Source organism: Carnobacterium sp. CP1, from assembly GCF_001483965.1.
Lineage (GTDB): Bacteria > Bacillota > Bacilli > Lactobacillales > Carnobacteriaceae > Carnobacterium_A > Carnobacterium_A antarcticum.
On record NZ_CP010796.1, the window covers coordinates 1,311,426 to 1,331,934 of the forward strand.

Here is a 20,509-nt window from a genome sequence, read left to right on the forward strand (position 1 = left end):
TTTATCTCTCCATTTCCTTTTCCCTGATTCTGGATAACGATTGCTGATAATTTGGATTTTGCTATTAGATTTCTTCATCAAAGCCAATCATCCAAGTTGTCAAAAAGGCTACCAGGAAACCTACAGAAATACTGATAATGAAGTAGATAAAGGTATCTGTTAAAAAAGCTGGTAAAGTTGGAATACCAACAAAAACTAATGCCAACGCTTTAGTGTGAAAGAAACCTGCGACTGCTCCACCAACAGCACTGCCTATACACGTAGCAATAAAGGGTTTTTTCAAAGGCAGTGTGACACCGTAGATACTTGGCTCACCAATTCCCGCCAGAAACAAAGACATTAAACCAGAAGTAGCAATCGATTTGCGGTTCTTATTCTTAGTTTTTAATAACACTGCTAAGGTTGCTCCTGCTAAAGCAAAGTTAGCTACTCCGGTTAATGGCAAAATGGTATCGAACCCTACTGAAGCGATATTGCCAATAATAATCGGATAGAGTGCCCAATGTAAGCCGAAGATCACGAAAACTAACCAGCCGCTTGCAATCAGCGCACCGCTGATCATTCCGTTAAAAGACAAAAGTCCGTTCACGATATACCCTAAAAAGTTTCCTAAGTAGATACCAAATGGTCCAAAAACAATTAGAGTAAAAGGAACAACAATAGTCAACGCCACTAAAGGAACTACAATTAACTGAAAACTCTCTCCAACAATTTTTTTAATTTGCTTTTCAACTAAAGCATAAAAACTGGTTGCTAAAATAGCTGGAATGACGGTCGATGAATACTCCATTAATACCATAGGAAGCCCAATAAAAGAAATTGTTTCACTAGTATTCCCGTTTAGTAAACCAACGATTCCCGGTTCCATTAAAGCTGCACTTAAAAGAGCAGCTATAAATGGATTTACCTTCAGCTTTCTGGCAGTTGAAAAAGCCACTAAAATCGGTAGAAATTGAAAGACCGCATTTGCAGCACTTGACAAAACAATATACGTGCCGCTTGTTTCAGAAATCCATCCAAACGTTATCAGAAGAATTAGAAGGCCTTTAAGGATCCCTGAACCTGCAAACAAAGGCAATAATGGAGTGAAAACAGAACTAACAAATTCAATGGCTTGATCTAAAAACTTTTTTCGTTCTGTTTTTATGCTCAGTGTTTTTAACAGGTTCACAAATTCTTTAGGAGAGTCCTTATCTGGAACAAATTCCAATTGGCTGTTAATTTGAATAAAGGACGGAATACCATCCGACTCTTTTAACTTTTTAAGATTCTGAGCGTCTAATTTGTTGGCGAGCTCTATGATCACTCTGCTCCCATCCTCATGGAAAGCTTGAATATTTTCCTTACCGCCAATTTGTTCAATAAGATACTCGTATTCATTTATGGAGACACTCTCATTAACGATATTCACTCCTTTTAATCGCTCCTTTTCTTCTTATTATCGATTCTTAGTAACGATCTGCCAAATCTGATAAAATGCTCATATCCTCTTCTAAATCCGTATAAAGTTTTCTATACAGTCCATAATACTCATCGTATAAACGTTTGTTATCAGGATTCGGCATGATTTTTTCATTTAGCACTTGCCACTTCTTGACATCTTCAATACCTACTTCTCCTGTGGCGATGCCCGCCATCATTACATCTCCTAAATTGGCTTCAGTATCATTGATAGGCGTGACAATAGGATAACCCGTTACATCTGCAAAAATTTGTTTCCATAAGGCTGATTTGGTTACACCACCAGCAATAATAATGTACTCCCCGAGGTCACGCCCGACGCTTTCAATTGTATGTCTTAATGAGTAAGCCACGGCTTCCATAAAGGCTCTATAAATGTGCGCTTTCGTATGAGCTAACGATAGACCAAAAATAGTTCCTTTAGCATCTTGATTCCAAACGGGACTGCGTTCTCCCATAAAATAAGGTAAAACGATTAATCCTTCGCTTCCAGCCGGGATTTTTTCTGCGCCTCTATTCAAAAGTTCATAGGCGTTGGTTCCGCCGTTTTTTTCAACTTCCATTTCTAATTGTGCAAAGTTGTCTCTAAACCATTTTGTAATTCCGCCGGCAGTTGCTCCGCCACTAAAATTGTAACTTAGCTTTTTAGAGTTATACGGGTATGGCCAAACGATCAAGTCTTGATTTTTGATAACTTCCTCTTCTACTAGGGCGGCACACATAGATGTACCAATAGCCGCTGCATACACCCCTGGTTCGAAAATCCCCATCCCGATATTAGCAGCTCCAGCATCTACACCGCCGCTGATAACCGGAGTATCCGGTTCCAGTCCTAATTCAGCTGCAATTTCTGAAGTCAATCCGCCAACAATTTCTGTAGAATCGACTAGTCTTTGCGGCATCATTTCAAGCGGTATTCCCATATCTTGCATTAACTCTTCTGACCATGTATGAGCGTTCATGTCAAAAATTCCGCCAATGTTTCCGGCTGAAGAATAATCAATTGCAATTTCACCAGTTAATTCATAAATAGCATAATGATTGGGCGGCAGAAATAAATCAATTTTCTCCCAATTTTCGGGTTCATTATTTTTGATCCATAGCATTTTCGTAAACCCATAATAAGGATCTACTCCATTTGCAGTGATTTTTTGCAATCGCTCTTTACCAATAGTTTCAGCAACCCATTCTGTTTCTTTTGTTGCTCTGCGATCCATCCAGATCAAGCATGGACGGACAGGTTTCATTTCTTTGTCTAATGGAATACCAGATCCGCCATACAATCCGCTGATTCCGATTCCTTTTACATTTTTCGAATCAACATTTGCTTTTAACACCACATTACGAATGGTTTTTTTTACTGCTTCTGACCAGACATCTGGCCATTGTTCTGCCCATAACGCTTTTGGAGTCAATACATCGTATTCAATTAAATCTTGTGCCAGCAAATTCCCTTTTGTATCCATCAAAATACTTTTAGTTCCTGAAGTACCGATATCTGTTCCTATTAAATAATTCATTGTTATCCTCCTTTAAATAGCTGTAAATGCTCCATCAATGACAAAGTCAGATCCTGTTGTGAATGGACTAGTATCGCCGGCTAAATAAACAGCAATCGCTTGTAATTCTTCCGGGCGTCCAATTCTTCCTAATGGAGACATGCTTTCCCATTGTTGGATAAGCGGTTTCAGTTCTGGAGAATTCAATGTTAATTCAGTGCCCATATAACCTGGACTGATTGTATTTACGCGTACACCAGATTTTGCCCATTCAATCGCTAAGGATTTACTCATTTGAATAACTGCTGCTTTTGAAGCATTATAAGAAACTTGCGGTTGCGGATAGTTGACGATGTGAGCGGACATCGAGGCTGTATTAATAATAGACCCTCCGCCTTGCTTAAGCATGACTTTACCGGCTGCTTGTGAAGTAAGAAATACACCTGTTAAATTAATATCGATTACTTTTTGCCACTGAGCTAGGGTCATTTCTGCTGCAGGGATGTTTAAACAAATGCCCGCATTATTGAAAGCGATATCGATTTTTCCGAAATGTTTGACAATCGTTTCGACCATTTTTTGTACTTCGTCTTCCTTTGTAACATCTGTTTTCACAGCCAGTGTTTTTACAGCCGTTAATTCAGAAATTTCTGATGCTGTCTTTTCAGCTTCTTTAATGTCAACATCCACTATTGCTACGTCAGCTCCTGCTTCAGCTAAAGCTATCGCAATGCTTTTTCCGATTCCTCGAGCTCCTCCTGTAACATAAGCTTTTTTCCCGTCTAATCTCATTTTCTCAATAATTCCCATCATTATCTCCTCTTTCATAAAATAGTTTTGTTAAATCGTTTTATAAAACTGATTTAACTATATAACGCTTACATTTATTTGTCAATCGTTTCAGCTGCATTGCTTTTTTTCAACGTAAGTGATATCTTCAACTTAACTAATTAAACCAACGACTTTTATAAAACGGAGTGATAAAATGACCACTTTCCCAATGAGCGCTATCAAAAAAAATAATTACTCAAAAATTTTCCATTTAATTTATCAAATGGAGCAATTGAACGAAAAACTGTCCAAACAAGAAATCGCTTTACAAACAAATTTGAGTTTGCCTACAGTGACACAGAATTTAAAAAAACTATTAGATAAAACGCTTATTATAGAAGATGGCAAATTCTCTTCAAAAGGAGGAAGGAAAGCTGTCGCTTATTCCCTCAATCGATTCGCTAAAATTGCTTTAGGCATCGAGATCTTCAGAGACTCGATTACAATCGTTGCCATTGATTTATTAGGGACAGCCTTTGCAAAAGAAAAAAGAACGATTGCTTATCAAAACGACCCAGACTATTACCAAAGAATCGCAACCATTACTTCAGAATTCATAAAAAAAGAAGAGTTAAATGAAAAAAATATTTTGGGAATGGGTTTCGGCATTCAAGGGCTTGTCTCTGCTGAAGGAACCGACATTATCTATGGCACAATTTTGCAAAACACTGGCTTATCTATTGATGTCATTTCTCACTATTTTGAATTTCCATGTCGTTTCGTACACGATGCCGAGAGTGTCGCTTTAGCTGAACAATGGAAAGATAGCTCCTTAAAAGATGCATTGATTCTTTCTATTGGTGAACACCTTGGCGGAGCCTTAATTATTGATGGGCAGCTCTACAACGGTGCAAATAGAAGAAGTGGAACGATTGAACACACTGTTATCGATCCTAAAGGTCCTATGTGTTATTGTGGAAAAAAAGGCTGTGTAGAAGTTTTTTGTTCGCTGCACACTTTAACGGTAATGAGCAATCAACAACTAGACTCTTTTATGTCCTTACTAAGATCTGGGGATATTCAAGCAATAAAACAATGGTCAACTTATTTAAATTCACTTGCTATCGCTTTAAACAACTTTCATATGTTTCTGGACAATAAAATTATCCTTGGCGGAGAGATCCTTCACTACTTTACAGAAGAGGATCTAGTTGATTTACGTCATTTAGTTCAAGAGAAAAATGCATTTCCTGAATCAGAAAATCTTATTTTTATTGGAAAACTCAAAAACGAAGCTGTTGCTACAGGCGCTGCTCTTACGTTTGTCCGCCCCTTCTTAGACACATTTTGATTCATGATGTGTCTAACTGGGCTGTAAAATAAGTGAAATGTCTAAGCTTTTTCTATGAGCAAAAAAATAAGAAGGAAGCGTTTTTATTTTTTTACTCAATATACGATTCTCTTCTACACTAAAGAGTCTGAACATGTTAATATCATTCTAAGACTACTTTTAGGGGGAGCTTAAAGATGACAGAAAAAACGCTTGTATTGTTGAAACCGGATGCGGTGGAACGAAATCTGATTGGAAATATTTTAACCGAATACGAAAGAAATGATTTGAAAGTCACTGATATGAAGTTACTGCAAGCTTCTTCAGAAATGGCAGAAGAACATTATGTAGAACATAAAGGCCAACCTTTCTTTAACAGATTGGTTTCTTATCTTACAAGAAGCCCATTGGTTGCCCTTGTTTTAGAAGGAGAAGATGTGGTTAACCGGGTTCGAACGTTGAATGGAACAACAGACCCTGAAGAATCTGGGGATAATACGATTCGAGCCCTTTACGGTCTTAGTTTATCCGAAAACACAGTACATGCTTCTGATTCGCCAGAAAGTGCTGCAAGAGAACGTTCTATTTGGTTCGCTTAAAAAGCTACTCTCAATAAAAAAAGATTCGCCAAATTTTTAGCTTTGGCGAATCTTTTTTTTCGTCTATCTCGGTATCGTTTTATTTAATAAAGTTGAATAGAACCGCCGTCGACCATCAATGTTTGACCGGTCATAAAACTGCTCATATCACTAGCTAAGAAAACAGCTGCTTGTCCGATATCTTTTTGCGGATCGCCCAAACGTTTAAGAGGAATTCGGTCAATCATCGCTTCAAATTCAGCTGGGAACTTCTCTTTCCAATCTTTTACACCTTCAGTTTCTGCAATGGGAGAAATGATATTCACTCGAATGCCTTCTGGTGCCCACTCATTTGCAACTACACGAGACAAACCACGTATGGCTTCTTTACTTGCTGCGTATGAAGCTTGTGTTTCCATTCCCTTCATAGCTGAACCTGATCCAAAGTTGATCACCGCGCCTTTTGTTGCTTTTAAATCTTCATAACAAGCACGCATTAGAAATAACGTGGCTAAAAAGCCAGTTTTAAAAGATAATTCAAACATCTCGTTTGTAGTCTCCATAAAAGCAGCTTGTCGAGATGCATGCGCATTATTAATCAAAACATCGATTTTGCCGAATTTCTTAATAACAGCCGCTCTTATTTCTTTTGCATTTTCTTCTAATGAGATATCTTTTTTTAAAAATAATGCCTGAACGCCCACGCCTTCTAATTCTTTGACAAGTTCTGCACCTTTTTCTTCATTCAAATCGATAATCGCAATATTGGCGCCTTCTGCAGCTAACGCTCTTGATATACCCGCTCCAATACCGCCAGCACCGCCTGTAATAATGGCGACCTTATTCTCTAGTAACATGTAAACTTCCACCCTTCTATTCATGAAAAACTCCATAATTAGTTTAGCGCTAAACTATTGATAAGTAAACTAAAAAGAATTAAACTTAACCTACTATATTAAACAGATGGAGGAAATGGATGATGCATCAAAATTTGGAATTGCTCTACTCAGTCAATCAGTATACACAAACGGTCATGAACCAATGGTCAGCTTCTTTTCCTCACCGAATTAGTATTTCTGCATTGTTAGTCTTAGGTGAATTAAAAACAAAAGGACCGCTAAAACAAGTTACACTGGCTAACTTTTTAAAAGTAACGCCTGGTGCAATGACTAATATAGCTACCATGATCGTAAAAGAAAATTATGCACAACGTATTTATGACGATAAAGACCGTCGCATTACACGATTAGCGATTACTGAACAGGGCTTAGAATTATTAAAAGAAGCTCGTGCTACCGAAGCAAAAATCAATACCAACCTGTTGAACGTTCTTTCGTCAAAAGAAAAAGAAACTTTTTTAAGCCTTTTTCATAAAATCAGTGAGCAGTAAATAGTTCCTATTACCAAAAGCTTTTTTACAACTTTCCATAGAATAGTATATTGTTTAAAAGGAGATGCTTATGAAAATCGGATATGCATGCTTAACACTTGGCGTATACAACACAAACTTTAGAACATGTACACTTAAGACCGCGACGAAAGAAAATCTGTTGAACATTACAGAACACAACTTAGAAACATTAGATAGAATTATAGATTACAACATAAAAATGGGCATTACGCTTTTTAGAATCAGTTCAGATATCATTCCGTTCGGATCAAGCCCTGTCAATAGCCTTCCTTGGGATGAAATCTTTAAAGAAAAATTTCGTTTAATCGGCGAAAAATTAAAGCTGGAAAATATCAGAGTATCTATGCACCCTGGACAATACACTGTTTTAAACTCCCCCAATGAAGACGTTGTGAAAAGAGCTGTAGAAGACTTAAACTATCATAATCGATTTTTAAATGCACTTGGGACAGGCAAATCCAGTAAAATTATTTTGCACATTGGAGGCGTATACGGCGATAAAAAAGCAGCTATTGTAAGATTTGGAAAAAACTATCAGCTGTTGAGCCAAGGAGTCAAAAATAGACTCGTCATTGAAAATGATGATAAATCTTACAATATAGGCGATGTATTACAAATTGGCACAGCTAACCGTATTCCTGTAGTGTATGATAATCTTCATAATGAGCTCCTTCCATTTGATAGATCTAAAGATGATCATTATTTTATATCCTTAGTAAATAACACTTGGAAAGCCGATGACGGGGTCCAAAAGATCCACTACTCCCAAGGGGCTCATTTAAAAAGAGCGGGCAGCCATTCTAAAACAATCAATTTAGAAGTGTTTAATGAGTTTTTGAACGCTATTCCTGACGTCGACATCATGCTTGAAGTAAAAGATAAAAACCTTTCTGCCGTTAAAGTTAATAATCTGATTGACGGTAATAAAAAGATAAGCAATTTAGAAAAAGAATGGGCTAGATATAAATACAATATACTCGAACACGATCCAAATCGTTATCAAGAGATCAGGAGCCTTTTAAAAGGTAAAGAAGGCTATCCTGTGATAGAATTTTATGCGCTTATCGATCAAGCTCTTACTATAGAACCCAGCCAAGGAACACAGATAAACGCTGCTTCTCATGTATGGGGCTATTTTAAAGATGAAGCCACAGAAAACGAAAAGAAAAAGTATGCTTCCTATATCGGATCATTTAAAAAAGGAACCTATTCAATAAAGGCTATAAAAAGCCTCTTATTAAAAATGGCAGCAAAATATGAGAATACGTATTTATTGAACAGTTATTATTTTCATTTTTGAAAGGTTATTAGTAAATAAACCGAAATCATTCCAAATAAAAACCCTGTAAGTATTGTTTCCAATACTTACAGGATTTTTTTGTTATTCCCACTCTAATCAATTCGTTAAGGTTAAAAGACAATCGAGTACTACTTTTGAACAGTTTGAAAAAGTTGAAGGTCATAGTAAGGGTCTCAGAACTAGTCTGTTTTATTCAACAGCATAAATAACATTTGTGTTCATATAGTTTGTTTGAAATGATTTAACAAGATGCTGCCACAGTATTCTAGGTCACACACCAAGGGTTACGTTTCATCAACTAATCTATTCTGAATCTTAAATGCGCTGTTAATAGTAATCTGATTGTTTAACAAGAGCATTGAAAACTAGTTTTTGATTGTCTTCGCTTTTCAAAAAGTCTTCCACTGTATTTTCAAAAAAATCAAGAAGTTCAGATTTTCCTTTTAACTCGTCTACTACCCAAGGTTGCAACAGGTAAGGGAATTTAGCAGTATTTAGATCAGATATCATATATTGATTAGTTGCTTTCCCGATAATCATTTCGCTTTCTATTTTTCTTACAGCACCATCATTTAAAGGTAATAAGTTTGTGTAATTTTCATTTTCAAATAAACTTAGTACAATGCAAATTTCATAAGGACTTAACTTTCTTAAACGCTTTTCAGCATTTTTGTAGAACAGTTTCAATTTTCTTTTTTTTGATATGAAGTTAAATATTTGGATAAATAAAGTAACTATCAAAATAGAAAAAGATACAATAAAAATTAATCCAATTATGAAACCGTATTTGTTAATGAAAGGTGTTAGATAAAGTGCCTTTAAAAACTTTGCTGGTAATAAAAGCATTAATCCGCTTGCTAAAGCAAGAGCAGACATTATTTTTACAGGCAAGTTGAGTATATCCGTTATGTTTAAATCAAATTTCAATTATATTTCCCCCCATAATATTTAGACTAGTTTAATTTTGGATGTTAATAGTATTTATTGAGTTTTTAATTTAGTATTGATATCGTGTTAAGTAATTAAAAGGTAAATCATCATCGTTTATATCAATTTGTCCAATAGATTCCTGAGTTTTTACTACTCGAAATTCAAAAGCACTATTTATAGTTTCGCTATCTGGATATCTTATGAGATTACCATGTTCATCAAATATATCTTGTGATATTTTTAAATATTGTTTAGATGTTTGTAGAGTTCTTTGATATTCATCTGAGAAAGGATCATCATCTCCGGTAAAACCGAGAGATTCAATGAAACGTATCATTCCTATTTTATTATGAATTAAGACTCTAAAATCAGATATTGAAAGAGTGTCCATTAATTTTTGAGTTATCTCATGAGTAACAAAGAGTGTACTACTTAGCATAGCCAATACTTCTTTGTTTGTTGAAGACATTGAATCAATCATACCATGCATCTTATCAGAAACAGTATTTAAATCATATAAAGTTTTTGACTCAGTGAGAGTCATTTCTCTCTGCAATAAATTTTGAAATAACCCAGCGAACTGCGAACGTAAAGAATTAATGATATCATTAACGCTTTCAAAATCAGTAATTGGAAAATTTTTCACAGTACTTTTTAAATTAGCAATAAAATCATGAACTCTGACATCGTCAACTACTGCTGGGACGAAGTGAGTATTATCTTTATTTTTTAAATACACCCTATTTTCGACAGATACATCTTTTTGAATGAATGCATATACTTTTTTTGTTGAGTTATTGCAGTTTGTAATTCTTTCATTGTAATTGAATAGTTATTTGAATTTGATTCAGTTCCAAATTTGTTTCCGATAATACAAACTAATATTTCACAATTTTCAATCTCTCTATAGCAAGAATCTTCCAATGTGTCAATTTGGTTATATGTGACATTATTTCGTTCATGCAGAATAGGTTCATAACCAAGATTTTTAATAAAAGTTTCGATATCATTTCTAATATGCATTAAGTCATAATATGTAGAGCTCACAAATATTTTAGGTAAGGCCATATTTAAATCCTCCAATATAAAAAGTAATAAGAAATATACTATTATAGTATACTTCCTATTACATTAGTACGCAATGAGTGAAGTAAGTCCTAATTGTGATGTATTTTTAAATAGACTGATTCCCGTTAAACTTAACTTGATTCGTTTTAGACGTTTGAATATTAATATGACCAGTAATATTCTCTGCAATTACTTCATCTCGATTAGGATACATATGAGAATAATGACGTAGGGTTATCTCAGGCCCAGAGTGACCTAGTCTTTTACTTAACATAAGAATATCCACATTAAAGTCATTGATTAAGTACGATGCATGAGAGTGTCTTAAACCTTTAGCTTGAATTCTATGGACCCCAGCAAGTTTTGCATAGCGTTCAATGATTCATCCGATTGTCGATTTTTGCATAGGATGACCATTATAACTAAAGATAAAATTAGTGGAACATTGTTGAGTTTGTCGTTTTTTCATTTTTTTAAGATGTTGATAGTGTCATCATCAAGTGAAATAATTCGTACGCCACTTTTTGTTTTCGTGCCGGTTTTACGAGTCCAATTATCTTTGTTCTTAATTTCAATGGTGTGATTAATACTCATTGTTTTCTTTTTAAAATTGATATCTTCCCAGTACAAAGCACATCCCTCATTTACGCGGAGGCCAGTCGTAAAGTAAGTCCACAACATGACGAAGTTTAAATGTTGGTAGAAGTCATCAATATAAATGTGAGAAACAACTTGTTCGAACTCATCTTTTGTCCAGTAAGGGACGTTAGCTTTGCCTTTGGGAACGGCTTTAATTTTCATTGAGACATTTGCATCTAAATAGTCTAACTCGACAGCTTTATCTAGCGTTTTCCTGAAAATTCCGAACACTAAACTAGAAGTAACCTGTGAATAGCCAGAACCACCATCTTTTTTTAAAGTTAAGAGATAGGTTCTAAAATCTTGAGTATGTTGAGCAGTGATGTCTTTTAGTGCTAAATGACCGAATCTATCTCGTATATTTTCTAGATTTTTTAGTCTGGTATCAAAAGTACTAGATTGTACTTCAGTTTTGTATGCGGGAATGTAAATATTGTTCATGTAATCATGTGTAGCTCATGTGATTATCATACTTTAACTTTAAATCTTTTTCAGCGTCCTCTTTTAACTCTTTCATGTATTCTTTTGCTCTTGAAATAGAAGTGATGGGTGACTTGTCTCTGTCGATCATTCGTTTGATTACAATAGGCTCATCAGTACGAGTGTTCTTACCGTAATGGAACTGAATATAGTATCTTTTCACTTTTGCCTTAACATCATAAATGTAAATCCCCGGTGTTCCTGTTGTTCTGTATATTTTTTTTGGTCATAATAATTAGCTCCTTTATGGCATTTTATCAAGCGAGTGGCGAGGGTCAACTAGTTTTTGAAATTCAGCTTATATCTGTCATAAAATTTTTTATGTGATTCATGACCAACTGTAGGTCGTCCTTTCTCACGTGGAAACTTCTCTTGTCGCCATTTTTTAACTTTTTGAAGTTCAAGCAGTGAGTGAGGACTTAATAAAAATAGTTCTTTAAATTCAAAATGCTCAGAAGTTTCGGAACGATTAGACCTACGAGATATTTCATCAGAAGCAGTTTTCCATAACTGTCCCATTTTAAGCACCTCCGAATAATGCATTTGATGAATCAAGTAGCTCTTGTTTTGTTTTGAATGTTTGTTCAGTCGACCACTTATTTTAAATTTTAGGTATGTTAATAAGTTGAAAATGGAAAGTTTAATCTTTCAGTTCCAACATTGGATAAGTTAATTGAGGGTTTTAGTATGTCATACACAGAATTTTTTTAATTTGATATTGATGAAGATAACGAGATCGAGAAAGTTAAACAGCTATCTCCTAAAGAGAAAGAAGATTTACTAGTTCAGTGTATAAAAATAAGCGACCTGCTCAATAAAGAGTAAGTCGCTTTTCTCGTATTTAGACGGCGGCTAAGGCCACAACGGATTTATGTTTAACTGGTTACTTCCAGCTTTTCCAAAGGGCAATATACAAAATTGCCAGTAAGATAATAAAAAAAACAGTCAATTAAGACTAGCTTCGATTGTCACAATGAGAATAGATTATTATTTCAATAGTCATTGTGACCTATTTTTTTGATTTGAGTTTATTTTTCTCATTGATTTCTATTGCTTTAGCAAGTCGTTCGTTTAATTTTGGATTAAATCCAACATTTGTTATTCCGATTTTCAAAATTTCTACTTCATCATTATAACGTTTTTGTTTACGGTATAAAATGCCAAGTTTTTCGTACAAGGCTGGTGCATTAAAATTTCCTTTTACAGACCGTAATAACCAGTCTTCTGCCTCTTTATATTTTCCTTGCTTATAATAGTTAATCCCTTTGATTTCTTCATCAAATCCATCTGATAATGGTTCTTTTGATAAAAGTATTCTTTCTTTCAATGTTAAATTATCAGTTGGAATGAAAATTACTGGTTTTTCTTTTTTTGGTAGATTTACTTCATTGGTACTTTCAGGAAGTGTTTCTTTTTTAGTTTTGCGCATGTTGGCAACATCTTTTTTAGTCATTTCATGACTTTCTTTTAGTAATAAATAAATATCAGATTGAATTTTAGAACTTAGTAAAGTGTTTGGATATTCAAATTCTCTATTTTTTATAGAAATATTTGATAAGGTTAATCTAATTTTTTCATGTGTATCCATTTTCATTGATTTATCTAGCCTATAATTTTTTGAACCATAATTTTTAATTAATAGTTCTGTTAATTTTTTTTGAAATATCTCGGGTGTTGATTTTATATATCTATTGTTAGTAAAACCTACTCCTTTTGCCAATGCCATTAAATCCGCAGCATTAAATTCCCCAATGAAAGATCCTTTTACTAAAAATAACAATTCAGGTCTTAAGGTATCTAAATTAATATTAAGTAAAATGTTGGGATCTTTTTTCTTCATAGCTGCATATATTAAAGCATCATTAGAATATGCGATAAAGGAACGATTGTTATGTTTTTTTTGTAAGGTTGTTATCATGTCAACAGCTTCATATAAACTATCATCCAAAAAAATTTTTCTCTCCAAACCATAATAATACACAAAAATATATCCGATATCAGCGTGTTCGTTGATATTAGTCAAAAAGGTTAAATAATTATATCTTTGTTCAGGTGACATTTCATAGTAAGAAGGATAGTATCCCAATGGTTCAGCTTTTCCTTTGATAACAGGTAGGGTGGTTATAATCTCTGATGGTTCATAATCGCTTTCAGAACCGAGCGTAATAGTTATTCCGTTATATGTATTTGAGTTTTTATTAACAGCTGTTCTTGTTTCAGAAATAAAAAGTAGCTTCCTTACATTAAGTGGAATGGATTTAGTAAAAATATCTAAGTTATTATTGGTATTGTTTTGTGACGTAGTTTTCTTTTTTTTCTTGAATAAGTCAAATAGTCCCATTATTATTCCTCCCTAAAAATACTATATATCAAATTTTTTAAATATGGTTTTTATTTTCTAAATTTTAGTTAAATTAAAAAGCTAGTCAATTAAGACTAGCTTCAATGGTCACAATGCAGTTACATTATAGCAGGTTCAAGGTATATTTTCATGTTTAAACAGTGTGATGATTAAGCTAAAAGCTTATTACGTCAACAATCTAAAACGTGTATCTATCTGCAACTATTCCCACTCTATAGTTGCTGGTGGTTTACTCGTAATGTCATACACGATACGGTTGACGTGTGCTACTTCGTTTACGATGCGCACAGAGATCTTTTGCAAGACGTCCCATGGAATACGTGCAAAGTCGCTTGTCATGCCGTCAATCGACGTTACAGCACGAATACCGACTGTATAGTCGTATGTCCGGCCGTCTCCCATAACTCCAACACTGCGGATTCCTGGAAGAACGGTGAAGTATTGCCAAATGTCACGGTCAAGACCTGCTGCTGCAATCTCTTCACGTAAAATAGCATCACTTTCACGAACGATTTCTAATTTTTCTTCTGTCAATTCACCAAGGACACGGATACCTAATCCAGGGCCTGGGAAAGGTTGGCGCCAAACAAGAGCTTCAGGCATGCCTAATTCGATTCCTAATTCACGAACTTCATCTTTAAACAAAGTGTTTAAAGGTTCGATCAATTTAAATTGCATGTCTTCAGGAAGTCCGCCAACGTTGTGGTGTGATTTGATCGTTTGAGCCGTATCGGTTCCACTTTCGATCACATCCGTGTAAAGCGTCCCTTGTGCCAAAAATTCGATACCTTTTAATTTTGTCGCTTCGTCATCAAAAACATAGATAAATTCATTTCCGATGATTTTACGTTTTTGTTCAGGATCGCTGACACCGGCTAATTTATCCATGAAGCGTTTTTTCGCGTCTACACGAATAACGTTTAAGCCGAATTTGCCTTCTAAACTGTCCATTACTTGGTCGCCTTCGTTTTTACGCAACAAGCCGTGGTCAACAAAGATACACGTCAATTGGTCGCCAATGGCTTTTTGCAATAAGACGCCTACAACACTTGAGTCAACTCCGCCGGATAAGGCTAGTAAAACTTTTTTGTCGCCGACTGTTTCACGAATTTTTGCGATTTCAGATTCGATGAAATTGCTGATGCTCCAGTTTCCTTCGCATCCACAGACATTGAAAGTAAAGTTTTTCAACATTTCATTTCCTTGTTCAGTATGGCGAACTTCTGGATGGAATTGAACCGCATGGAAGTTTCTGACAGGATCAAACATTGAAGCGATCGGACAGTGAGGACTCGTTGCTGAAACTTCAAATCCTTCAGGTACATGAGTCACTAAATCGCCATGGCTCATCCAAACCGTTTCTTCTTGTGCTAAAGAATTGAAGACAGGTGCCGTCGAATTTGTAATGTCGATGCTGGCTTTGCCGTATTCACGGTTTGAACTAGATTTAACTGTTCCGCCTAGTGCTGTTGTCATTAGCTGCATTCCATAACAGATCCCTAAAATAGGAATACCCATTTCGAAAATTTTTGGGTCGATAGAATAAGCTCCTTCGTCATAAACACTCATTGGCCCACCTGAGAAGATGATTCCTTTTGCATTCATTTTGCTTAATTCTTCAGCTGTCGTTTTGTGAGAAATCAATTCAGAATACACTCCAAATTCACGAATACGTCGTGTAATCAATTGATTGTATTGGCTCCCAAAATCAAGCACGATAATTTTTTCAACTTCCGTTAAATCAGTAACAATTGCCACGCAGTTCACCTCATCTAATATTTTTTGTTCATTAAACCGTTTATCTTATAAACTCTACTTGGGTACATTGTATCGGCTCTAGCGATACAGGTCAATATACCGAAAACGCTTTTCTGCTTTTTTTTTAGTATTTTCGCAGTAATAGTTGGTCAATAACGTGATTTCCGCTCTTATGAATGATCAAATCAGCTCGATTTCGTGTCGGCAGGATGTATTCCGTCAAATTCCGCAAGTTGACTCTTTTCCAAACATCCCGAGCCATGGCAAATGCATCTTCACGATTGCCTTGGGCATAAGAATAATAATAGTTGTCAGGTTTGGTAAAAGCTGTATCTAACAACAAGCCAAATCGTTCTAAGTACCATTTTTCGATCTGTGCGGGTTCAGCATCCACATATACCGAAAAATCAAAGAAATCACTCACATAAATTTGCTCATTAGCGGGCAATTGCAAGATGTTGATTCCTTCCACGATCAAAATGTCTGGCTGGTTCAAGATATGGTATTCTCCTTCTACAATATCATAAACTTCATGCGAATAAACAGGAGAAACCATGTTTTCTTTTCCATTTTTGATATCGCCTAAAAAAGAGATCAATCGAGGCATATCATAACTTTCCGGAAATCCTTTACGATCCATTAAATTTTCTTTCAATAAAACCTCATTCGGGTAAAGAAAACCATCTGTCGTGATCATTTCAACGGTTTTATTTTTATAGACACGTGACAGCATCATTTGCAGCAAGCGTGCGGTCGTGCTTTTTCCCACAGCTACACTCCCTGCTATCCCGATAATATAAGGTTTCTTTTTAACTGCTTGTCCCAAAAAATTATTTTTTTGAGCTTGCAGTTGTTCATAATGCTTCATATAGATAGATAAAAGTTGTACGATGGGAACGTAAACTTCTTCCACGTCTGTTAGAGATATACGGTCATTTAATCCGGTCAGTTCTTCTAATTCTTGGTGGCTTAAAGGTGCGGCAGTATTTTTATTCAATTCTTTCCATTCATTTCGTTCAATAATATGAAACGTTGCTGATTCTTTCATCTAATAAGCCTCCAAGTTTCTTAAACTTCCGCATAATTGTACCAAAGAAAACATCTTTTTTATAGCTTTCTATGAAAATCCCTTTAAAACCAGCATTCGTCTTAAAAGAAACTTAACTAGTCTTTTTTGTTTCATTTAGTGTACTATAGTTTTGTTGGGAATTCTCTCAACTTTTTTTGTGAGGTTAGTGACACTTGCTGTTTTGAAGGAGTAAGAAACAGTATAAAGGAGAGTGTAAAAATGAAAGAAAAAAAAGACTTGGTTGAAATTTGGGGCGATGTTGTTGAACTTCGTAGTTTAGTATTGGCTATTTGTATTTCAAGCGGCTCAACGATGGGCGCTTTTTTCCTTGCTCCGAGCGATGACCAGACCAAACAGCTTTTTTTTGGTTTAGCAGGCGCAGTGATTGGTTTTATTATTTCAACCGTCTTTATTAAACCCAAACGGATTCTTAAAACGGATGAAAACCAACAAACTAACGGACAAGGAGAACACGATTGATGGATATTATTTTATTGTTTCAAATGGTTGTCGCTTCTTTAGCGGCGGTCGCATTGTATACCTTTATTGGGTTTGTTCCCGGTACGGATGAAACCTCCGTTCTAGTGCCCGTTTCATTAGCATTGATTTTGGCTGGAACGCCGCCGATCATCATTTTAACTTTTTTCATATCAGCTATCATAACTTTAAATTTAACTAATTCGATGCCTACTGCACTGGTGGGATTACCGGGCGGTGTTTTATCCAGCCCTATGATCGAGCACGCCTTATACTTAAAAAATCGAGGTTTATCCACGATTACGATCAAAAAGATGGCTGCCGGTTCGCTTATTGGAACGGCCATTTCGATCCCTGTCGCATTAGTGCTGGCTAACCTATTAGCCCCTTTTGCTGCGACGATCCAACCTTATGCATCGCTGCTCTTTGTTCTCGGTGCTATTTTTTTGTCTTTGATCGGAAAACATAAACTATTAGCTCTTTTCAGCATCATCCCCTTAGCGTTATTGTTTCAAAGTTTGCGTTATCTATATTGGGGCACCGGCATAGTCCCAGCAGATACTAATATTACAACATCTTTTTTTCTGGGCATCACGATCGGCCCATTGATTATTTCGCTTTTTTCTTTATTAAACAAAGAAAGCCGCACCGACATGCTGACCGACAAATTAAAGGTCATCACCATCCCAAAAAACTTAAATGAAGAAAAGACATTAAACCCTTTTAAAATTTTGACCAAACAGGAAGTCACGTCTGCTTCATTGGCGTCTTTTTTCTCGAACTTTTTATTTGTTTTAAGCCCTGTTGGATTAATTATTTTATTTGGTGAAGCCGTTGCGAATCGTAAGAAAGACCCTATCGAAAAAGCGTCAACTGCGGTTACAACAATGAGTGCTTTAGCTCATTCAACTTACTTATCTGGAATCATCATTCCTTTGATTGCTTTGGGCATTCCTTTATCGCCTACATCAATTGGACCCGGGAGTGCTCTCTTTAACGCACCGCCTGTTTTCACAGTCGATCACAATTTGCACCATCTCTTAAGTCGTGCCGATTTCACTTGGGCTATCTTGGTTGGAGCAGTGATCTCAAGTGCCATTTCTTATTTTATTATTATTCGGTATGCAGGAAAAATTTCGCAATTTGTTTTAACAAAAATCCCACATGAAGCTGTTTTAGGGTTGTTCATTTCATTCATTTTGCTATTGGCCTATATGGACGCCGGCTTGATTAATATCTTTGGAGTATTGTTAATTGGTATTACCTGTGGGACACTGAATAAGATGGGCGTAAATTACGGCATTCAATTTATGACGCTCTACGCTGCGCCATGGATTATTGAAAAACTAGCTAGTCTGTAAAAGCTTTATAACTAGGAAAGGAACCAGCCTTTGATGGCTGCTTTCTTTCATTTGCTTTTTCTATTTGCTGGTTAGATGAAACAAAAAAGGAGTAATATCATGAAAGCAACAGGTACATCAAACGGAAAAATCATTTTAATGGGGGAACATTCCGTCGTTTACGGCGAACCTGCTGTGGCCCTCCCCTTCCTAGCAACATCCATTGAAACGACTGTCACAAAAACTTCAGGAACTGTCACTTTAGACTGCGTATTTTATCAAGGCGCCCTTTCTAAAGCTCCTGAACGTTTGCTTAATTTAGTGGCCGTTATCACTGAAACAGCGGCTCGATTGAATCAGCCGCTGCAAGACTTTAACATCACCATTAAGAGTACCATTCCTCCAGAAAGAGGCATGGGTTCTAGCGCAGCTGTAGCTGTGGCAACCATTCGTGCACTTTATCGTTTTTTTGAAGAACCGTTATCTCATGGAGTATTATTGGAATTGACCAATATCTCAGAAACAATTGCGCACGGCAATCCAAGCGGTTTAGATGCCGCCATGACGAGCGGACAAGACCCGCTTTTCTTTATTAAAGGCCAACCTTTCGTGCCTTTTCCGCTTAACCTGACCGCTTATCTAGTCGTTGCCGATACGGGTATTTCCGGGCAAACTAAAGAAGCAGTCAATAGTATCGCTGATTTGTATAAAACAGCTCCAGAACTGACACATACCGCAATCGCAACTTTAGGCCGCTTAGCTGAACAAGCTAAAGTTGCAATTGAAGGCAATAAACCTGTAGAATTGGGCGTGCATATGAACCAAGCTCATGAACAGCTAGCCTTTTTGGGCGTCAGCAACCGTATGTTGGATGATTTGGTCCAAGTTGCTGTGAAAACTGGAGCTTTAGGCGCCAAACTGACCGGTGGCGGTCGTGGAGGGTGCATGATTGCTTTGACAGCTGATAAAGAAACTGCTGCTGCTGTTTCTAGTGCTTTGCTAGATGCAGGTGCAGTCAATACTTGGACTTACCAAATGGGAGATGACAAACGTGACGATTGAGAAAAAAGTTCGTGCGTACACGAATATTGCTTTGATCAAATATTGGGGCAAACGGGATGAAGCAGCTATTTTGCCAACGAGCAGCAGTCTTTCTTTGACACTGGATGCTTTTTATACAGAAACTTCTGTAGCTTTTAAAGAAGACATAACCCAAGATACATTTTACTTAAATGGCGTTTTACAAAATGAAGCAGCGACTCAAAAAGTCAGTCGCTTTTTAAAGTTGTTTAGAGAGCCAACTGGCATCCAAACGCCGGCTTTGATCAAAAGCACCAACTTTGTGCCTACTGCTGCCGGCTTAGCTTCTTCAGCTTCTGGGATGGCTGCTTTGGCCGGAGCAGCTAATTTAGCCAGCGGGTTAAATTTACCAGACCAAGAATTATCAACCTACGCGCGCAGAGGATCCGGTTCAGCTACTCGCAGTATCTATGGCGGATTTGTTGAATGGCAAATGGGTACTTCTTCAGAAGATTCTTATGCTGTTCCGATTGATGACGCAAACTGGGATATCGGTATGCTCGTTGTGGTCGTCAATAGCCGTCAAAAAGAAGTGTCTAGTCGGGATGGTATGAAAAACACCGTCGAAACTTCCCCTTTTTACGCGGGCTGGCTGGAGAGCACGGCTAAAGATTTGATCGAGATCAAAAAAGCGATTCATTCACATGATTTTCAAAAAGTTGGCGAAATAACTGAGAGCAACGGCATGAAAATGCATGGAACGATGTTAGGGGCTAACCCGCCGCTTTCTTATTGGGAACCCTATAGCGTCGTTGCGATGCAATTAGTGCGTCAATTGCGAAAAGAAGGCATTCCTTGCTACTTTACAATGGATGCTGGACCAAATGTCAAAGTCTTGTGCCGATTGAGCGACAGTGAAAAAATCAAGGCTCGTTTCGCCGAAGTCTTCCGGACTGAACAATTGATCGTTTCGCGTCCTGGAAAAGGGCTTCAAATCATGTCTAATTAATTTTATA

General features: G+C 36.5%; 19 protein-coding genes and 1 pseudogene. 8 read left to right on the forward strand and 12 right to left on the reverse strand.

Annotation, left to right across the window (positions count from 1 at the left end):
• Positions 1-64: 64 nt before the first annotated feature.
• From NY10_RS06135 to NY10_RS06145, 3 genes are read right to left on the reverse strand one after another with little or no spacing between them, the layout of a single operon-like run.
• Positions 65-1,411: a PTS transporter subunit EIIC gene (locus NY10_RS06135; RefSeq protein WP_058919136.1), complete on the reverse strand. Its 1,347-nt coding sequence runs from the start codon at positions 1,409-1,411 to the stop codon at positions 65-67.
• A gap of 37 nt (positions 1,412-1,448) precedes the next feature.
• Positions 1,449-2,981: an FGGY-family carbohydrate kinase gene (locus NY10_RS06140; RefSeq protein WP_058919137.1), complete on the reverse strand. Its 1,533-nt coding sequence runs from the start codon at positions 2,979-2,981 to the stop codon at positions 1,449-1,451.
• Positions 2,982-2,993: 12 nt separating this feature from the next.
• Entirely contained in the window at positions 2,994-3,773 is a 780-nt protein-coding gene (locus NY10_RS06145; RefSeq protein ID WP_231726702.1) for an SDR family oxidoreductase, read from the reverse strand.
• Positions 3,774-3,945: 172 nt separating this feature from the next.
• On the opposite strand from NY10_RS06145, the gene NY10_RS06150 reads away from it, so the two are divergent.
• Positions 3,946-5,082 (forward strand): ROK family transcriptional regulator, encoded by a 1,137-nt coding sequence (locus NY10_RS06150; protein WP_058919139.1) that lies wholly within the window; start codon positions 3,946-3,948, stop codon positions 5,080-5,082.
• Positions 5,083-5,258: 176 nt separating this feature from the next.
• Positions 5,259-5,660, forward strand: a complete 402-nt coding sequence (ndk, locus tag NY10_RS06155) for a nucleoside-diphosphate kinase (RefSeq protein ID WP_058919140.1) — start codon at positions 5,259-5,261, stop codon at positions 5,658-5,660.
• Positions 5,661-5,743: 83 nt separating this feature from the next.
• Here ndk and NY10_RS06160 read toward each other — a convergent pair whose 3' ends face one another.
• Complete coding sequence (locus NY10_RS06160; RefSeq protein ID WP_058919141.1) at positions 5,744-6,496, reverse strand: SDR family NAD(P)-dependent oxidoreductase; 753 nt, start codon at positions 6,494-6,496, stop codon at positions 5,744-5,746.
• 119 nt (positions 6,497-6,615) lie between these two features.
• Between NY10_RS06160 and NY10_RS06165 the strand changes: the two genes are divergently transcribed.
• Together NY10_RS06165 and uvsE are read left to right on the forward strand one after the other, a co-directional pair.
• A complete protein-coding gene (locus NY10_RS06165; RefSeq protein WP_058919142.1) occupies positions 6,616-7,029 on the forward strand; it encodes a MarR family winged helix-turn-helix transcriptional regulator in 414 nt (137 codons plus the stop codon).
• A 70-nt stretch (positions 7,030-7,099) separates the two neighbouring features.
• Positions 7,100-8,350 (forward strand): UV DNA damage repair endonuclease UvsE, encoded by a 1,251-nt coding sequence (gene uvsE, locus NY10_RS06170; RefSeq protein ID WP_058919143.1) that lies wholly within the window; start codon positions 7,100-7,102, stop codon positions 8,348-8,350.
• Positions 8,351-8,677: 327 nt separating this feature from the next.
• Here uvsE and NY10_RS06175 read toward each other — a convergent pair whose 3' ends face one another.
• From NY10_RS06175 to coaA, 8 genes and pseudogenes are all read right to left on the reverse strand, one after another.
• Entirely contained in the window at positions 8,678-9,277 is a 600-nt protein-coding gene (locus NY10_RS06175; RefSeq protein WP_231726703.1) for a superinfection exclusion B family protein, read from the reverse strand.
• Between the two features lie 70 nt (positions 9,278-9,347).
• Positions 9,348-10,019, reverse strand: coding sequence for a hypothetical protein (locus tag NY10_RS06180; RefSeq protein ID WP_058919144.1), 672 nt, complete (start codon positions 10,017-10,019; stop codon positions 9,348-9,350).
• Positions 10,010-10,348 carry a DUF4062 domain-containing protein gene (locus tag NY10_RS06185; protein ID WP_058919145.1) on the reverse strand — a complete coding sequence of 113 codons (339 nt, stop codon included), beginning with the start codon at positions 10,346-10,348 and terminating at the stop codon, positions 10,010-10,012. The genes NY10_RS06180 and NY10_RS06185 overlap by 10 nt, the downstream gene beginning before the upstream one ends.
• A gap of 106 nt (positions 10,349-10,454) precedes the next feature.
• Positions 10,455-11,657: pseudogene (locus NY10_RS13000) on the reverse strand (tyrosine-type recombinase/integrase).
• An 89-nt stretch (positions 11,658-11,746) separates the two neighbouring features.
• The gene (locus NY10_RS06195; protein WP_058919147.1) at positions 11,747-11,986 is read right to left on the reverse strand and encodes a hypothetical protein; all 240 of its coding nucleotides are present in this window, start codon (positions 11,984-11,986) and stop codon (positions 11,747-11,749) included.
• A gap of 490 nt (positions 11,987-12,476) precedes the next feature.
• The gene (locus NY10_RS06200; RefSeq protein ID WP_058919148.1) at positions 12,477-13,808 is read right to left on the reverse strand and encodes a TerB N-terminal domain-containing protein; all 1,332 of its coding nucleotides are present in this window, start codon (positions 13,806-13,808) and stop codon (positions 12,477-12,479) included.
• A gap of 222 nt (positions 13,809-14,030) precedes the next feature.
• Complete coding sequence (guaA, locus tag NY10_RS06205; RefSeq protein WP_156413276.1) at positions 14,031-15,587, reverse strand: glutamine-hydrolyzing GMP synthase; 1,557 nt, start codon at positions 15,585-15,587, stop codon at positions 14,031-14,033.
• Positions 15,588-15,711: 124 nt separating this feature from the next.
• Positions 15,712-16,635, reverse strand: coding sequence for a type I pantothenate kinase (coaA, locus tag NY10_RS06210; RefSeq protein ID WP_058919149.1), 924 nt, complete (start codon positions 16,633-16,635; stop codon positions 15,712-15,714).
• Between the two features lie 240 nt (positions 16,636-16,875).
• Here coaA and NY10_RS06215 point away from each other — a divergent pair, with 240 nt between their 5' ends.
• The 4 genes from NY10_RS06215 (at position 16,876) to mvaD (ending at position 20,502) form a co-directional block, all read left to right on the forward strand.
• Entirely contained in the window at positions 16,876-17,136 is a 261-nt protein-coding gene (locus tag NY10_RS06215; protein WP_058919150.1) for a hypothetical protein, read from the forward strand.
• Positions 17,136-18,494 (forward strand): tripartite tricarboxylate transporter permease, encoded by a 1,359-nt coding sequence (locus NY10_RS06220; protein ID WP_058919151.1) that lies wholly within the window; start codon positions 17,136-17,138, stop codon positions 18,492-18,494. Before NY10_RS06215 ends, NY10_RS06220 begins: the two co-directional genes overlap by 1 nt.
• A gap of 99 nt (positions 18,495-18,593) precedes the next feature.
• On the forward strand, positions 18,594-19,535 hold the full coding sequence (mvk, locus tag NY10_RS06225; protein ID WP_156413277.1) for a mevalonate kinase: 942 nt from the start codon (positions 18,594-18,596) through the stop codon (positions 19,533-19,535).
• A complete protein-coding gene (gene mvaD / locus NY10_RS06230; protein ID WP_376821390.1) occupies positions 19,525-20,502 on the forward strand; it encodes a diphosphomevalonate decarboxylase in 978 nt (325 codons plus the stop codon). Before mvk ends, mvaD begins: the two co-directional genes overlap by 11 nt.
• Positions 20,503-20,509: the final 7 nt, after the last annotated feature.

Excerpts from the sequence above, each read along its gene's own strand:
- NY10_RS06140 (WP_058919137.1), bottom strand. The coding sequence starts at position 2,981 with ATGAATTATTTAATAGGAACAGATATCGGTACTTCAGGAACTAAAAGT.
- NY10_RS06145 (WP_231726702.1), bottom strand. The coding sequence starts at position 3,773 with ATGATGGGAATTATTGAGAAAATGAGATTAGACGGGAAAAAAGCTTAT.
- NY10_RS06150 (WP_058919139.1), top strand. The coding sequence starts at position 3,946 with ATGACCACTTTCCCAATGAGCGCTATCAAAAAAAATAATTACTCAAAA.
- ndk (WP_058919140.1), top strand. The coding sequence starts at position 5,259 with ATGACAGAAAAAACGCTTGTATTGTTGAAACCGGATGCGGTGGAACGA.
- NY10_RS06160 (WP_058919141.1), bottom strand. The coding sequence starts at position 6,496 with ATGTTACTAGAGAATAAGGTCGCCATTATTACAGGCGGTGCTGGCGGT.
- NY10_RS06165 (WP_058919142.1), top strand. The coding sequence starts at position 6,616 with ATGATGCATCAAAATTTGGAATTGCTCTACTCAGTCAATCAGTATACA.
- uvsE (WP_058919143.1), top strand. The coding sequence starts at position 7,100 with ATGAAAATCGGATATGCATGCTTAACACTTGGCGTATACAACACAAAC.
- NY10_RS06185 (WP_058919145.1), bottom strand. The coding sequence starts at position 10,348 with ATGGCCTTACCTAAAATATTTGTGAGCTCTACATATTATGACTTAATG.
- NY10_RS06195 (WP_058919147.1), bottom strand. The coding sequence starts at position 11,986 with ATGGGACAGTTATGGAAAACTGCTTCTGATGAAATATCTCGTAGGTCT.
- NY10_RS06200 (WP_058919148.1), bottom strand. The coding sequence starts at position 13,808 with ATGGGACTATTTGACTTATTCAAGAAAAAAAAGAAAACTACGTCACAA.
- coaA (WP_058919149.1), bottom strand. The coding sequence starts at position 16,635 with ATGAAAGAATCAGCAACGTTTCATATTATTGAACGAAATGAATGGAAA.
- NY10_RS06215 (WP_058919150.1), top strand. The coding sequence starts at position 16,876 with ATGAAAGAAAAAAAAGACTTGGTTGAAATTTGGGGCGATGTTGTTGAA.
- NY10_RS06220 (WP_058919151.1), top strand. The coding sequence starts at position 17,136 with ATGGATATTATTTTATTGTTTCAAATGGTTGTCGCTTCTTTAGCGGCG.
- mvk (WP_156413277.1), top strand. The coding sequence starts at position 18,594 with ATGAAAGCAACAGGTACATCAAACGGAAAAATCATTTTAATGGGGGAA.